This window comes from Terribacillus aidingensis, assembly GCF_040703035.1.
Taxonomy (GTDB): Bacteria; Bacillota; Bacilli; order Bacillales; family Amphibacillaceae; genus Terribacillus.
Genome location: NZ_CP159996.1, coordinates 1,080,275 through 1,094,507 on the forward strand (window position 1 = coordinate 1,080,275; position 14,233 = coordinate 1,094,507).

At 41.6% G+C, this 14,233-nt stretch carries 21 protein-coding genes; 10 read left to right on the forward strand and 11 right to left on the reverse strand.

Annotated features, from left to right (window positions below):
• The first annotated feature begins 41 nt into the window (after window positions 1-41).
• Together ABXS78_RS05820 and ABXS78_RS05825 are read left to right on the forward strand one after the other, a co-directional pair.
• Window positions 42-437, forward strand: a complete 396-nt coding sequence (locus tag ABXS78_RS05820; protein WP_366249304.1) for a hypothetical protein — start codon at window positions 42-44, stop codon at window positions 435-437.
• Between the two features lie 89 nt (window positions 438-526).
• Entirely contained in the window at window positions 527-805 is a 279-nt protein-coding gene (locus ABXS78_RS05825) for a hypothetical protein (protein ID WP_366249305.1), read from the forward strand.
• Here ABXS78_RS05825 and ABXS78_RS05830 read toward each other — a convergent pair whose 3' ends face one another.
• From ABXS78_RS05830 to ABXS78_RS05870, 9 genes are all read right to left on the reverse strand, one after another.
• Complete coding sequence (locus tag ABXS78_RS05830; RefSeq protein ID WP_366249306.1) at window positions 806-1,483, reverse strand: DUF421 domain-containing protein; 678 nt, start codon at window positions 1,481-1,483, stop codon at window positions 806-808.
• 80 nt (window positions 1,484-1,563) lie between these two features.
• Complete coding sequence (locus tag ABXS78_RS05835; protein WP_366249307.1) at window positions 1,564-1,986, reverse strand: GNAT family N-acetyltransferase; 423 nt, start codon at window positions 1,984-1,986, stop codon at window positions 1,564-1,566.
• 2 nt (window positions 1,987-1,988) lie between these two features.
• Window positions 1,989-2,504 carry a 2'-5' RNA ligase family protein gene (locus tag ABXS78_RS05840; protein ID WP_366249308.1) on the reverse strand — a complete coding sequence of 172 codons (516 nt, stop codon included), beginning with the start codon at window positions 2,502-2,504 and terminating at the stop codon, window positions 1,989-1,991.
• 96 nt (window positions 2,505-2,600) lie between these two features.
• A complete protein-coding gene (locus ABXS78_RS05845; RefSeq protein WP_366249309.1) occupies window positions 2,601-3,326 on the reverse strand; it encodes an alpha/beta hydrolase-fold protein in 726 nt (241 codons plus the stop codon).
• A gap of 191 nt (window positions 3,327-3,517) precedes the next feature.
• On the reverse strand, window positions 3,518-3,901 hold the full coding sequence (locus tag ABXS78_RS05850; protein WP_366249310.1) for a VOC family protein: 384 nt from the start codon (window positions 3,899-3,901) through the stop codon (window positions 3,518-3,520).
• A gap of 148 nt (window positions 3,902-4,049) precedes the next feature.
• A complete protein-coding gene (locus ABXS78_RS05855; protein ID WP_366249311.1) occupies window positions 4,050-4,916 on the reverse strand; it encodes a metal ABC transporter permease in 867 nt (288 codons plus the stop codon).
• On the reverse strand, window positions 4,913-5,821 hold the full coding sequence (locus ABXS78_RS05860) for a metal ABC transporter permease (protein WP_366249312.1): 909 nt from the start codon (window positions 5,819-5,821) through the stop codon (window positions 4,913-4,915). Before ABXS78_RS05860 ends, ABXS78_RS05855 begins: the two co-directional genes overlap by 4 nt.
• Window positions 5,818-6,567 (reverse strand): metal ABC transporter ATP-binding protein, encoded by a 750-nt coding sequence (locus ABXS78_RS05865; protein WP_366249313.1) that lies wholly within the window; start codon window positions 6,565-6,567, stop codon window positions 5,818-5,820. Before ABXS78_RS05865 ends, ABXS78_RS05860 begins: the two co-directional genes overlap by 4 nt.
• A gap of 11 nt (window positions 6,568-6,578) precedes the next feature.
• A complete protein-coding gene (locus tag ABXS78_RS05870; protein ID WP_366249314.1) occupies window positions 6,579-7,508 on the reverse strand; it encodes a zinc ABC transporter substrate-binding protein in 930 nt (309 codons plus the stop codon).
• A gap of 210 nt (window positions 7,509-7,718) precedes the next feature.
• Between ABXS78_RS05870 and ABXS78_RS05875 the strand changes: the two genes are divergently transcribed.
• Complete coding sequence (locus tag ABXS78_RS05875; RefSeq protein WP_366249880.1) at window positions 7,719-8,321, forward strand: HD domain-containing protein; 603 nt, start codon at window positions 7,719-7,721, stop codon at window positions 8,319-8,321.
• A 30-nt stretch (window positions 8,322-8,351) separates the two neighbouring features.
• Here ABXS78_RS05875 and ABXS78_RS05880 read toward each other — a convergent pair whose 3' ends face one another.
• Window positions 8,352-8,552 (reverse strand): hypothetical protein, encoded by a 201-nt coding sequence (locus ABXS78_RS05880; protein ID WP_366249315.1) that lies wholly within the window; start codon window positions 8,550-8,552, stop codon window positions 8,352-8,354.
• A 420-nt stretch (window positions 8,553-8,972) separates the two neighbouring features.
• Between ABXS78_RS05880 and ABXS78_RS05885 the strand changes: the two genes are divergently transcribed.
• Entirely contained in the window at window positions 8,973-9,173 is a 201-nt protein-coding gene (locus ABXS78_RS05885; protein WP_038559445.1) for a cold-shock protein, read from the forward strand.
• 184 nt (window positions 9,174-9,357) lie between these two features.
• On the forward strand, window positions 9,358-9,534 hold the full coding sequence (locus tag ABXS78_RS05890) for a hypothetical protein (protein ID WP_366249316.1): 177 nt from the start codon (window positions 9,358-9,360) through the stop codon (window positions 9,532-9,534).
• A 193-nt stretch (window positions 9,535-9,727) separates the two neighbouring features.
• Here ABXS78_RS05890 and ABXS78_RS05895 read toward each other — a convergent pair whose 3' ends face one another.
• The gene (locus tag ABXS78_RS05895) at window positions 9,728-9,997 is read right to left on the reverse strand and encodes a hypothetical protein (RefSeq protein WP_366249317.1); all 270 of its coding nucleotides are present in this window, start codon (window positions 9,995-9,997) and stop codon (window positions 9,728-9,730) included.
• Between the two features lie 620 nt (window positions 9,998-10,617).
• Here ABXS78_RS05895 and ABXS78_RS05900 point away from each other — a divergent pair.
• Genes ABXS78_RS05900 through ABXS78_RS05920 form a run of 5 tightly spaced genes read left to right on the forward strand, consistent with a single transcriptional unit; the run spans window position 10,618 to window position 14,224 of the window.
• Window positions 10,618-11,031 carry a PTS sugar transporter subunit IIA gene (locus ABXS78_RS05900; protein WP_366249318.1) on the forward strand — a complete coding sequence of 138 codons (414 nt, stop codon included), beginning with the start codon at window positions 10,618-10,620 and terminating at the stop codon, window positions 11,029-11,031.
• Window positions 11,032-11,046: 15 nt separating this feature from the next.
• Window positions 11,047-11,517 (forward strand): PTS sugar transporter subunit IIB, encoded by a 471-nt coding sequence (locus ABXS78_RS05905; protein WP_366249319.1) that lies wholly within the window; start codon window positions 11,047-11,049, stop codon window positions 11,515-11,517.
• Between the two features lie 18 nt (window positions 11,518-11,535).
• A complete protein-coding gene (locus ABXS78_RS05910) occupies window positions 11,536-12,285 on the forward strand; it encodes a PTS sugar transporter subunit IIC (protein WP_095223831.1) in 750 nt (249 codons plus the stop codon).
• Complete coding sequence (locus ABXS78_RS05915) at window positions 12,285-13,130, forward strand: PTS system mannose/fructose/sorbose family transporter subunit IID (protein ID WP_366249320.1); 846 nt, start codon at window positions 12,285-12,287, stop codon at window positions 13,128-13,130. The genes ABXS78_RS05910 and ABXS78_RS05915 overlap by 1 nt, the downstream gene beginning before the upstream one ends.
• 26 nt (window positions 13,131-13,156) lie before the next feature.
• Window positions 13,157-14,224, forward strand: a complete 1,068-nt coding sequence (locus ABXS78_RS05920; RefSeq protein ID WP_366249321.1) for an SIS domain-containing protein — start codon at window positions 13,157-13,159, stop codon at window positions 14,222-14,224.
• Window positions 14,225-14,233 lie beyond the last annotated feature (9 nt).

Below are 14,233 nucleotides of genomic sequence, written 5' to 3' on the forward strand. Positions count from 1 at the left end.
AACTATCAAGACTTGAGTCCAAGGAAAAAGGAGTGAAAGACATGTCACAGGAAAAAAAGGTCATCCACGTGAAGAATCTCATCATTAAAGCTGACAAAGTTGTGCTTGATGCAGACGATATCCACAAAGATAAGCACGATCATGACGATAAAAAGCATCATGATCATGAAGATAAAAAACATCATCAAAAACAAGACTATGATCTGTTCTTTGGTTCCGGCCGGAAAAAAGATGATGACAAACACGATCATGATGATAAACACGATCATGATGATAAACATGATCATGAAGATAAACATGATCATGGCTTTGATTTTGATCCAATATTCGGTTTCCGCCGGAAGAAAGATGATCGTAAACATGATGACAAACATGATCACGATGATAAAAAGAAAGACGACGATGATAACAAAAGACGCCCTAATTTCTGGTTCTGATAAAAGCAGCCTCGGCTGCTTTTTTTATATGGTTCAACAAGGAAGTAAACGGGAAAAAGAAGAATAAGATACATAAAGGAGGAGATTGTATGAGTTGGACAGTACCGGTTTCATCCTATCAGTATATGGATTACCAAAATAGGATCAACAGTCCAAAAAGCGATCGTTATGTAATTGAAAGAACCAACCCGATTATGTCCCACAAAACAAAAGATACATTTGAGCAGCGCGTTCAGGATAGGCTGGACTACCAAGCTGCTGCTATGCCCCGCCAGAAGCGTAATCAAACAACCAAAGAGGCACTATTTGACGGGCAGACATATAGCTTCTTAACCGGAAAAGGGCGTTATATTAACACAGTTTGTTAGTTAATACGATTTAGTAAATAGTCCGTCAATAGGCGTCCATTCCGCATATGCTACCTCAGAAACACTGTTGAAGCCTTGTTTGCTTATTTCATTCTCCAGCCATTCCAATGTCTGGCCGCTATTTATAATGTTATCCTTTATTGTTTCACCATCTAGTATGAACGAAACAGGGAGAGGGTTGGGCTGTTCTTTCAAATCAAGGTCATTTCTTGTAGGATTTTGATACGCACTTTTTTTCAAGACGCTAAGACTGCCATCAGCTTCAATAATGGCGTAATCAACTTCTGAGAGTGAAAAGATGCTGTTTGATCGTAATTGGTGCATCAGCTGATTGAAATCCATCTTGTTGGCTTTCATGTCAGCGTACCTGAGCTCGCCTTTGGAGATGATCACAGTAGGTTTTCCTTCCAGAAAACCGCGTGTACCTTTGAATTGCTGGGTGATTTTCTCAATGACGACCATCAATAAGCCCCATGTGATGATTGCAACTGCAATATGCGATATACCAGCTTCTGGATCAAAAATAGCATTACCGAATAGCTCTCCGACAGCGATTGCGGCGATAAAGTCGAAGGCAGTAATTTGATTCATTTGGGTTTTTCCGAGCACCTTCGTTAAGATAAACAGGCCAAAAAAGCCGAATATTACTTCCACGATGATATGTCCATATTCTCCCATGTGCAACACATCCCTTCTAAGAGAAAGCATGCCCAAAGGAATCATGACTATACAAAAAAAGAGACCTCCAAAAGGAAGTCTCACAGCTGTTTTGTCATCGTTTTATGCGGAATGCCCGCATCCATGAATTCTTCTGAAACGACTGTATAACCTAATCGTTCATAGAAAGGAATGGCCTGAGTTTGCGCGTTCAGTTTCGCTTTTTGCATGCCGCGTTTTTTGGCTTCCTCTTCCATTGCCCACATTAGATCATTGCCATAACGTTTGCCTCGGAATTCTTTCAGGATGCAAATGCGTTCCATCTTCGCATACTCATCGACCAATCGCATTCTGGCAGCCGCTCCCGGAGTTCCATCCTCGTACCCGACGAAATGGATACTTTCATTTTCCAATTCATCGATTTCAAGATCGGCCGGTACTTTTTGCTCTTCAACGAATACAAGTGTTCTTACTTGGAAAGCATCTTGCTGTTGTATACTGTTTTCTGCTACGAATATTTCCATGATTATTCCTCACCTAACGTAAAAGTTTCTTTCACGATCCATTTTCCGTCTTCTTGTTCCTGAAGTAAATGGAACTGTGTGGCTTGTTCTTCATATTGAAATTGCTTCAGCTTCAGCGTTCCGTGCAAATCGGCATATTCCCCATTGGAAAGATTTTGCGCAATCGTGATATGCGGAATGAATGCATATGCTTTTTCGCCTTCGAAGAAACCATGATATAGCTTTTCGTGCAGTGTTTTTAATTCCTCAGAAGGCGTCACCTTGAAATAGAGTGTATTATGAGCAGGTGCAAACGTACTTACTTTTTCGATTTGATAAGAAAAGGGTGCTGTTTCGCGTGCGATTCGTTTCAGCTCACTGACAGCATCGATCAAATCATCTTCTTCATTCAATGTGAATGGCTGTCTTACCTTCATATGCGGTTTGATGAGTGCGTAAGCCGAGTCGTATCGTTTGCGGTACGAATTAGCTTCTTGCTGCACGTGCTCAGATGGGAAAATTGCTACAGTGTAGTTCATCTCAATACCTCCAATTAAGAATGAGTAGCATGCGTATCGTTTGCTTTATGCCTCTTATTATACCAGAGATAGGGCCTGCTGTATGCGGCCGAAGGTTCAGCCGAATACGTCTGTCAGGACCTGTTTCATATCACGCTGCCAATACTTCCATGTATGTTCTGCATTCTCCAGTTCCCGATACGTATAATCAACAGGCTTTGTGTGGAAGTATTCCTGTAAGCTACGGTTCGGTTCCACAAAGTCAATTTCTTTCCCGAAGCTTGTAGGAACCTTTGTCTCATTCGTACCGATTGTATGATAAATAGACAAGCTATCCAGCTGCTTTGCTTCTCTTACTTCCCGCATGACAGCTTCATCGATTAATGGAGACTGCATTACAACGCCTCCGAATGTATGCGGAAAGCGAAGGGCAGCAACAAGGGAGAGAGTGCCGGCCAGAGAATCACCCATTAATGTCCTGGTTGCTCCCATATGTAATGTCGGCAGATCATCCTCCAAAACCGGCAGCACTTCATGAAGAAGGAACTGCAGAAAGGCTTCGTGTTTCTTTCCATCAGGGTAGTATTTATCAATTCGGTCGTAACGGTCGCGATAATGGATGCCGGCGAAAACTGTATTTTGAATCTGACCATCACCATGCAGCTGATCGCTTAACGTCGCGATACGCCCCATTTGGAAATAATCGTTGCCATCCTGCATGATGCATAGCTGATACTTATACATGGGAGAAAAGGTCTCCGGTTTATACCATCGCACTTCCAAGCTTTCATCTAAATAGATACTGTCTATGATGGCACTTTCCATCTTACCATTTCGTTTCATCTGCTAAACCTCGCTTTGTGAAAGGGTTGTGATGTCATTTTACCATGAAAGGCGGGAAGAGAAAGAATAATACGGGATGTTAGGGTAACGTACAGCCATATGGAGTGGATTGCTTCTTCTTTAACCCCATAGAAAAAGGATCCATTTCACAGAATCGAAATGGATCTAGCGCGGTGTATGTAATCCAGGAATCATTTGTTTTTTTCCATGACTGCAAAGTAATTTCCTTCATAATCTGCAAAGTTAAAAACTCTTTCAGATGGCATTTCAACTATTTCTCCGACGGTCACATGAACCGTTAGTAAATCATTATGTAGTTTATCAAGATCATCTGAGACGAACATTAAAGAGGGAGTACCTAAATTTAGTTCAGGCTCCATTTTAGAGATGAATGCTTTATTGTGGAGAACAATACTTGTTTCCGCATCTTTTGAAGGTGCGATTTCAATCCATCTCATACCATGTTCATTGTCTTCTTCGGCAAGCACATGAAAACCAAGTTTTTCTGTCCAAAAATGGACTGCTTGATCCTGATCATTTACATACAGCATAATTTGACCAACGCGATTAATCATTATTATTCTCCTTTATTATAGGCGTGCCTATACATTCTACAGTCTCTCGGATTTTACCTTTTAAAAGCACTCTTTCTTGTAAAATAAACTGGCCGCAAGCTTAAAAAAATAGTATGCAGCCAGTTAAAGGAGAATACTTAGTCTGAATTCATGACGTGGTCATCGTCCGATAACGTCGCAACAGCCCATAGCTTGGGGAGAATATCCATGTCAGCAGAAATAAAATACCTCCCGAAGCACTCATCGATCCTGAAATGGAAGCATCCAGCAGTAATGCACCGTAATAACCGGATATGGCACTAGCGGCTCCAAACAAACAGCTATACAGCAGCATCACAGATAATCGATCGGTCAAAAGATAAGCGCAGGCGCCCGGCACGACTAGCATGCTGACGACAAGGACAGCGCCAACTGCATCAAATGAGCCAACTGATGTAATGGATACCAGACCCATTAATAAATAGTGGATCAAAGTAACCGGAAGGCCCAGCGTCACTGCCAACGCAGCATCGAAACTCGTGAGCTTTAATTCCTTATAGAACATCAGAATGACAAGCAATGCGAAAAGGCTGATAGATAGGAGCATCCCAGTTGCTTTCGGTATTTCGATCCCAAGAAGAGTGAACGTATTCCATGGAATAAAGGCAATTTCTCCCATTAATGCATGCTCCACATCGAGATGGACATCTCTGGCGAAAAGCGAAATAAGTATGACCCCGATGGCAAAGAAAGTCGTAAACACAATACCGATACTAGCATCTTCTTGAACGCCTGAGTTATGGAGTGATTGGATAGCAAATGTCGTCACCAATCCAATTATGGTTGCACCAATCAGCATGTAGATGCCGTTCAAACTATTTGCAACAAGAAATGCGAGTACGATTCCAAGCAGTACGCTATGACTGATCGCATCAGCGAGCATCGTCATTCGCCTAACAATCAAGAAACAGCCGACCATACCACAGCTGATTCCGACGAGACAGGCAGTCAGTAAAATCCAGCCTTCATAAGTCATACACTTTCCTCCTTCAAACGATCAGCATGTACGCGATGCGCCATCATCTTTTGAATAAGGCCGCGCTTTGGTCCAATAGTGAAGGAGACGATAAAACAACCAGCAGCAGTTACAACGATGAGCGGACCTGTAGCCAAACCAGTGCTAATCGTACTGATCAAGGCGCCAGCAATACCGGAGAGAGCTCCAATAGATCCAGCTATGAAAATCATCCAGCCAAGTCGGTCCGTCCAATACCTGGCGCTGATAGCTGGTATAATCAGCAATGCTGCCATCAAGATGACGCCAACCGCTTGGATGCCAATTACAACTGTGATTACAAGCAGGGTAGAGAAGAGTGTTTCAAGCAATCCAACTGGCAGCCCGCTGTTTTTGGCAAAGTCGGGATCGAAAATAAGCAGCTTCCATTCTTTAAATAGAAGAAAGGCGAGTAGTATCAGTCCGCTGGCAACACCAGCCATGGTATAGACATCGTTTCGGGTCATAGCTGCAGCCTGACCGAAGATAAAGTGATCGAGCCCGCTTTTATTTCCTCCGGCTTGCTGCGTGATCCGGCTCAGCAAAACAATTCCTGCGCCGAAGAAGACGCTTAATATGAGGCAGATGGCAGCATCTTTTTTTATCGTCGTCGTTGCCGTAATGAGCTGGATAAGATAGGTAGCCAGCAGTCCGGTCGCAGTCGCACCGAGCAGAAGGACAAGCAGCTGCTTTTCACCGGTGAAGAGGTAAGCGATACATATTCCTGGCAGTGCAGCGTGGGCAACCGCATCACCGATTAGGCTCTGTTTTTTTAAAAGAGCAAAGCTTCCAAGAACTCCGCTGGCAATCCCGAGCAGCATTGTGCTAAGCACTACCCACTGCGCATTCGGCTGGTACAGTAATGCATTCCACATGTACTGCATCATGATGTCACACGCCTATCGTCTGTTGGAGTAAAAAATGCCAGCGTACCGCCATAGGTTTTCTGAAGCAGATCTTTTGTGAATACTTGTTCGGTAGGTCCGTTGGCTATAACAGTGCGATTCAATAGGAGCGTATGATCAAAGTATTCTGGCACAGTCTGTAAGTCGTGATGCACGACGATAACCGTTTTGCCTTTTTGCTTTAATTCTCTTAATAAGTCGATAATCGCTTTCTCTGTTTTGGCATCCACTCCGACAAAGGGCTCATCCATGAAATATACTTCAGCATCTTGCACCAATGCACGCGCCAGGAAGACGCGCTGCTGCTGTCCGCCGGAAAGCTGGCGGATCTGCCTATCTGCATATTCAGTCATTCCGAGCTTGTGCAATGCTTCTTTCGCAAGCTTAATATCCTGTTTGGAAGGCCGCTTGAACCAGCCGATATGTCCGTAGCGCCCCATCAGGATGACATCAAGAGCATTTGTTGGAAAGTCCCAATCGACGGATCCGCGCTGTGGTACATAGCCTACATTTCGATTTTTTGAGCTATATGTTTTCCCGAGAATGGAGATTTGTCCTGATGAACGCTTCAGCATTCCGAGTATGGCTTTGATCAGTGTGGATTTTCCTGCTCCGTTAGGACCGACGACTGCTGTAAGGCTGCCCGCAGGGACAGAAATATCCACACCGTCCAGTACCGCTTTTCGATCATAAGCAACGGTTAAATCCTTTACTTCCAATGCATTCATCAGTCATCCTCCTATTTCAAAGCTTCCACGATTGTGTCTACATTGTGGCGGTACATACCGATGTATGTGCCTTCCTCAGTACCTTCCTCACCCATGGCATCTGAATATAGTTCACCGCCAATTTTTACTTCGTGCCCAGCTTCCTTGGCTCCATCAATCACTGCATTGATAGATTTCTCCGATACACTCGACTCAACGAATACTGCACCGATTTTTCGTTCCGTCAGCTTATCCACCAGTCTCTGAATATCAGCCAAACCGAATTCGGAGTCAGTAGACAACCCTTGGAGTCCCATCACTTCCATATCATATGCCTCGCCGAAATATTGAAAAGCATCATGCGCTGTAATAAGAACCCGTTGTTCTTCTGGAATGGAGGCTATCTGTTCTTCAGCATAAGTCTTCAACTCATCTAATTCCCTCAAATAAGCAACTTCATTTTTCTCATAATCTGCTTTGTTTTCAGGATCTTTTTCGATAAATGTGTCGGTAATACTGCCAATAGCATCTTTCCAGAGTACAATGTCAAACCAGATATGAGGATCGGAAAGAGAGTCATCCTCTGTATCTGTAAGCAAACCTGAATCGTTGATTTGCTCGCCGATTGCAACTGCAGGAGTCTTATCTTGCATATTCTCGAATACTTCCAGCATCTGACCTTCCAAATGCAGACCGTTATAGAGAATAACATCGGCATCCTGAAGCTTTTGCATATCGCTTTGTGTTGCTTTGTACAAATGTGGATCGATTCCTGGACCCATTAGACTTTCAACATCCACATGTTCGCCGCCAATTTGGTCAGCAGCATCGGCAATTTGAGCAATAGTCGTCGTCACCTGCAATTTCTTTTCCTCCGAACCCGAAGCAGAATCCGAAGCACCACAGCCAGCAAGCAAGAAGACAGCAAACAAAGGGGAAACAAAGTAAAACAGCTTCTTCACACTAAACACTCCTTTTCAGTAAATTCAATCCTTTAGGCGCGCGCACTTATTTTGCCTTAGTGCAAAATTATATTATGTACATGGGAAAGTCAAGTGTGTTTATGCAAAAAATAATCAATTGAGAAAATGATTTTACCTAAGGCAAAAAACGACATGTGCAGCATGAAAATTATGGTAAGATGGCAGGAAGGGGATGTTACAATGGAACAGATGAAAGGAATCATGCAAGTATTGAGGCTTGCTGAAAAGCTCAAATTCGAGATGCGGCACAGCTGGCTTTCAAACGGCAGGCAAGAGAGTGTAGCAGAACACACATGGCGTGTAGGCCTTATGGCAGTACTGATAGAACCGTACATAGAAGAAAAATTAGACATGGCAAAGTTGCTGAAAATGATCATGATTCACGATTTAGTCGAAGCAGAAGCAAAGGATGTTCCTGCTTTTGATACGCTGTATGATGCAGAAAGAAAAGTACAAAAGCAGCTTGCTGAGCAACATGCTATGGATAACATAAGGGGAATGCTGGAAGAAGAGCCAGGTAAGGAGCTTCAGATACTTTGGCTTGAATTCGAAGCAAAGGAAACATTCGAGGCAAAGGTAGCCAATGCGTTAGATAAGTTGGAAGCACAGCTGCAGCATAATGAAGCAGCGATGGATACATGGCTGGATATTGAAAGAGAAATGGTTTATATGCTGAAACCCCATACGGAATTCCATCCGGTACTGGAGGATCTGAGGCAGGTTATTGTAGGTGAGGCAGAAGAGAAGTTGAAAGCGAATGGTTATGTTCAAAGCGTGGGACCATCGGAATGATCAAGGGAATCAGCCATATCACGTTTGGTGTCAGGGATCTTCCTCTTTATAACAAGGGACCAAAAAACTGATCAGCGGCCAGTCGACCTTCTCAAAATCAATTTTTTGGTCTTTATCCCGGAACCATATATAGACAAGCGTACCAGCAATCCAAAGTGACATCAAAAATGGGTACCAAAAGACGAAACGGGCAATGCCATTCAGCCCTGGTACGAAAATATTATCGAACATGTCTTGCCAACCTTTATGTATTACGCTAACTGAGCTATCAAAGTGTAATAGATTGCCAGATTGAAGTACTGGAATTTTGTATATATCTGTAAAAGAAAGCAAAAATGAGGGATGTTTGAGCTCTCTATAAGCTGCTGTTTCTTAATTAATACGCAGGGCAATTCAAGTATTATTTGGGACTACTTGAATACCCCAGTAGACAAATGAATGTGGATATATACATATCAAATCCAGGTTTTTACACTTTTAAAATTTATCTACTTTTCTGTATTTGCTTTATGCAGTTCTATATGTTATGATGAATTTAGTTATTTTTGTTCGGTGTAAGATTTGCAAGAAGTATTATATATCTTGAGATAATATGTTTGAACAAGGGTAGTAATATATTTGTGGGAATTCCCACAACAGGAGGCAACAATTATGGAACAAGGTACAGTGAAATGGTTTAACGCAGATAAAGGATTCGGCTTCATCGAAGTTGAAGGCGGAGAAGATGTATTCGTACATTTCAGCGCTATCCAAGGCGAAGGCTTCAAATCTTTAGACGAAGGTCAAAAAGTGACATTCGATATCGAACAAGGTCAACGCGGAGCACAAGCTGCTAACGTTAACAAAATCTAATTAAAGTAAAAAAGACCCCTTCGGGGGTCTTTTTTTATTTCTTATGATGTGTTAGCTATAAAACACATACTAAATCTACTTTTGAAATTTCGGTATAAAAATACCAGAGTTGACAGAAGTTCTTTGGGGAATCATAAAGGCGGACATAATATATTTTGGATTGATACCCGAGAGGATGAGAGCTATGAGCGCAGGAATATTCCGTAATGGAGAAGTAGTCAAAATAAAAGAATCGAATGAATTAGTAACGGTCTTGAAAAGTCATTATGTGAAAAACATGAAAAAATACTCTTATGTAGTCAATAAATATCCAAGTACTTTTTTCTTTGAAGAAGAATTGTTGAAACATGAAAATAGTTAATAAGGGCATATAAACTTTTTAAGTGAGCTAAGATTTTTTTAATAGATTGAGCTTGGACCTATGTAGCTTGGCCTATGTATGATGAGAACGCAAAAGGCATATCTTAAGGGGAAAAAGCTGAATGCAAGTTGCAAGCTTAAATAAAATGGACCGACTGGCAGTTGCCAGTCGGTCCATTTTATTTAATTGCTAGTTAAGGGCGAGTAATTTCAATCACATCATTCTGGGGTGTTATGTATTCTTCTTTTTGCTGCAAATACCCGTATTGAAGTTCGACGCTCATGTATTCAAATGTATTATCTTCTTTGATTACAACCAAGAGTTCTATATCATCTCTGACTGACATATTCACTGGATCATGGAATGTCAGACCTAGTATCTTCTTCATATCAACTTCAGTCGTGTAAGGAGTAAAGATATAAGCTTTCTTCCAATCATACTCAATATAATCTCCAAGATCCAATGAATTCGTACCTTCCTCCTTTAGCTTGTAGTTTAGACTTTTTTCCAATGTCTTATCGTGATGAACGGATAAAAAAGGCAAAACTATATAGACAGAAATTCCAGTAATTGCAACTAAGCAAAAAATTACTAATAGTATTTTTATTTTTCTTGAAATAGAAATTCGCTCCATCCTTTTCCAGTATATTACTTATTATAATACATTTGGATAGTCAGAGGTATAATAACTTGCTTGGCAGCTTCTACCCTTTATTAACAACAAGACAGAGCTGATTGTCTAACTTCATAATTCAACCTGCGTTCTAGTTAGCGGTATTATAAACCGATTCAAAACTGGTGATGCCATGATCCCAGTACGAACAGTTCATAAATGCGCGTGCTTCCATCCATTCCGTAACAGCGTTATCAAAGTAAATTAAATTGCCGATTGGAAGCAAGAGATTAACAGCAGTAATCCTGTCACTTAGTTGATGGGCTGCTAATCACACACCCCTCGTAATCCTCGTTGTGAAAGCAATACTGTGACACAGTAAGAAAGATATGCAGAATATAACGTTAATCTTACCACTTCACACTAATTGGCATGATTCTTGCTTATTAGTTAAGTGAGGAGGTGAAGGGATGAAAAAATTCATCATCGCATCACATGGCAATCTTGCAAAGGAACTTAAGAACTCTGTTCAAATGATCATGGGTGACGCCTATGAAATGGAAGTGGTGTGTATGGATTCCGAGAGAACAATGGATTCAATCAAAGAAGAAATCAGTGAAAAGCTAAACGATGTGGATGATAAAAATTCTGAATATATCATTCTCACAGATGTGTTGGGTGGAAGCATCGCTAATCTATGTGCTGAGTTTACAAGTCATTCCAATATTCATGTGATAACTGGTTTTAATTTATCACTCGTATTGGAAATGCTTAGTTTGAAAGATGCAATGTCAACGAACGATTTAATAGATCATTGTGTGCATCAAGCAAAAAACGGCATTGTGTATGTCAATGAATTGTTATCCAAAAGTATACCTCAATAGATAGGAGGAACAGTAATGATTAAACTTGTAAGAATTGATGATCGACTTTTACACGGCCAAGTAGCTTTTGCCTGGTCCCGCCACCTTGATGTGAATACAGTTATTGTCGCAAATGATCAAGCGGCAAGTGATCCTTTAAAGAAGATGACGTTAAATCTAGCAAAAGCACCGGGAAGCACACTATATGTCAAAACAGTGACTGAAACCATCGAGATACTTCCGAAATTGGAAGATCCCAAATTCAAAGCATTGATTCTAGTTGATAATTCAAAGGATGCTTTATCTTTAGTTGAAAGTTACACCGGGATAAAAAGTATCAATCTTGGCGGGATGCGGATGGCAGAGGGTAAAAAACTCATTTCCAGAGCGATTGCTGTAGATGAAGATGATAAAGAGAATTTAAACGAAATAATCAGCCGCGGAATTGAAGTGGAAATCCGTCAGGTACCAACGGATAGCAAAAAGCTATACGAAACTGTCGTCTAAACGGGAGGGGGAGTTCTTATGGTATTGGAGGCTATACTTATCGGGTTGCTTGGAGCTATTGGAATCTTGGACGGAAGAATATTCGGACAGATGATGTTTGAACGTCCGCTAGTCATGGGGCCGCTCGTAGGGTTAGTGCTGGGAGACTTCACTACTGGAATCATTGTCGGAGCAACATTAGAGCTCGTATGGATGGGAATCGTCGGTGTTGGATCGGCAACACCACCTGACGTAACAACTGGAGGTATCTTAGGGACAGCTTTTGCCATTATGACTGACAGCGGAGCTGAGGTTGCTTTGGCATTAGCAGTTCCGATAGCCATACTTGCTCAATCTCTTGGCATCCTTGTAAGGACAATCAACACTTCCTTCATACATCGCGCAGATAAATATGCCGAAGAAGGTAATACAAAGAAAATTGTTCTGATGCACTGGCTTGCTGTAGGACTATTTTTCCTAAATGGTTTTGTTCCAAATTTCTTGGGGATTCTATTAGGTTCTGAAGTGGTGGAGGGTATCGTGAACGCTATTCCTCAAACTATCACGGAAGGGCTGCAAGTTGCAGCGAATATGTTCCCAGCATTAGGTTTTGCACTTTTGTTGCAAATGACATTCACTAAGAAATTATCGCCCTTCTATTTTCTAGGCTTCGGTTTAGCTGTGTTTTTCGGGCTCGATATCACGCCTGTAGCGGTAATTGGAGCTATTATTGCGGTCGTGATATATCAGCTTATGCCAACAGATAAGGACAAGGAGGTGCTTCTCTAATGGAGGAAAAACAAATTAATCATCAAATGGATGCTGGTCAAGATGAGCTAGTAGATAAAAAAACATTGAGAAGGGTTTTTTGGAGATCATTTCACCTTCAAGGATCCTTCAACTATGAGCGGATGCAAGCTTTAGGCTATCTATATGCGATGATTCCTATCCTGTTAAAGCTTTATCCAAAGAAGAGTGATTTGGCTGCTGCTTTAAAAAGGCATTTGGAGTTTTTCAATACTACTCCTGCTGTTTCAAGTTTCGTCATGGGTATCTCAACGGCAATGGAAGAAAAGAATGCAAGGGAAAAAGGGGTATTCGATTCTTCTTCCATTAATGCGATAAAAGTCGCCTTGATGGGACCATTAGCTGGTATTGGTGACTCGTTCTTCTGGGGAACTTTTCGGGTGATAGCGGCTGGTATCGGAATATCGCTTGCCAGCCAAGGCAACATACTTGGAGCAATCCTCTTCTTGGTGCTTTACAATATCCCTCACTTCTTCTTGCGTTATAAAGGAACATTCTGGGGTTACAACCAAGGGACAACACTCCTTAGCTCTTTATATGAAAAGGGAAATATGGAAAAAGTGTCGTACTGCGCAGGCATACTGGGATTGATTGTAATAGGAGCCATGACTGGAACTTTGGTACAATTCACAACTCCATTAGAAATCAGCATCCAGGGGGCTGCTGTTAACTTACAGGATACGCTGGATCAAATAATGCCGAATATCCTGCCGCTAGGGCTTACATTGCTGCTATTCTTGCTGCTGAAGAAAGGTATTAAGGTGAACTATATTATGATTGGTATCATTGCTGTCGGTATTTTAGGCAAGTGGGCTGGAATTCTATAAACCTATTGATAGGAAGGGGAAGCATTATGCAAACAAATCTAATGAATCAATTTATCCATGAGGAAAAGGAAGTTCTCACATCTATTTTACAAGGTAAGGAAGATATTATAGGGGACAGCGTGCAAGCTTACACAAATAACGATATCGAAAATATTTATGTGATAGGTTCCGGAACTTCCTATCATGCTGCATTAGTGGCGAAAGATACGATATCAAAATTACTAAACAAACAGGTATTTGTAATGTATCCAACACATTTTGAGCGGGAGCAACTGCATTTAGGCGGTAAACAGCTTGTTATTGGGATTTCACAAGGTGGCAGGAGCCTATCGACAATTCATGGAATTGAAAAAGCTAAGCAATGGGGGTTTCCTACTATCGGAATTTCCGAGTATGCAGAAAGTGATTTAGCGGAAACGGTAGACTATTTTATCCCTTTATCCATCGGTTCGGTTGAGAGAGCAGGAGCTAAGACAAAAGGATATGTCGGGACCATTCTTACTTTGATTCTCTTCGCTATGCAGGCTTCCGGGAAGCAAGATGAAGAATTGTTAGAGAAACTGCAAACTACTTTCAGCAACCTTGATACGCTGGCTCAAGTTTCTGAGGAATGGTATCAAAAGATTAAGGACGACTTCTACCATGCAAAAGATATCGCTGTAATCGGATATGGCACAAACTACGCTACAGCACTGGAAGGAGCATTGAAACTCCTGGAAACTGCGAGAGTTCCTGTGGTTGGTTATGAAATGGAAGAATACATGCATGGCGTTTATAACTGCATCAGCCCGGACAGCTTCATCATATTTCTGGCCTCAGAGCACAAAGATAAGGAAAGGCTGCTCAATATGAAAGATTTCTTGGGAAATATAACAGATCATTGTTACGTAATAGGTAAAGAGGGCACCTTTGAAACTTCTGATCAGGATTTAGCCTTCGCCTTTCAAGAGCAGGAAGACTTCTCTGCCTTTGAGTATATAGTGCCGCTTCAAATCTTGTCGTCGTTGTTATCAGCTGATAAAGGCATAGATGCAGCAATTCCGAAATTCCCTAACTTCCATACGATGATGGGAAGTAAGGTGGCTAATATCTAAATATTTTCT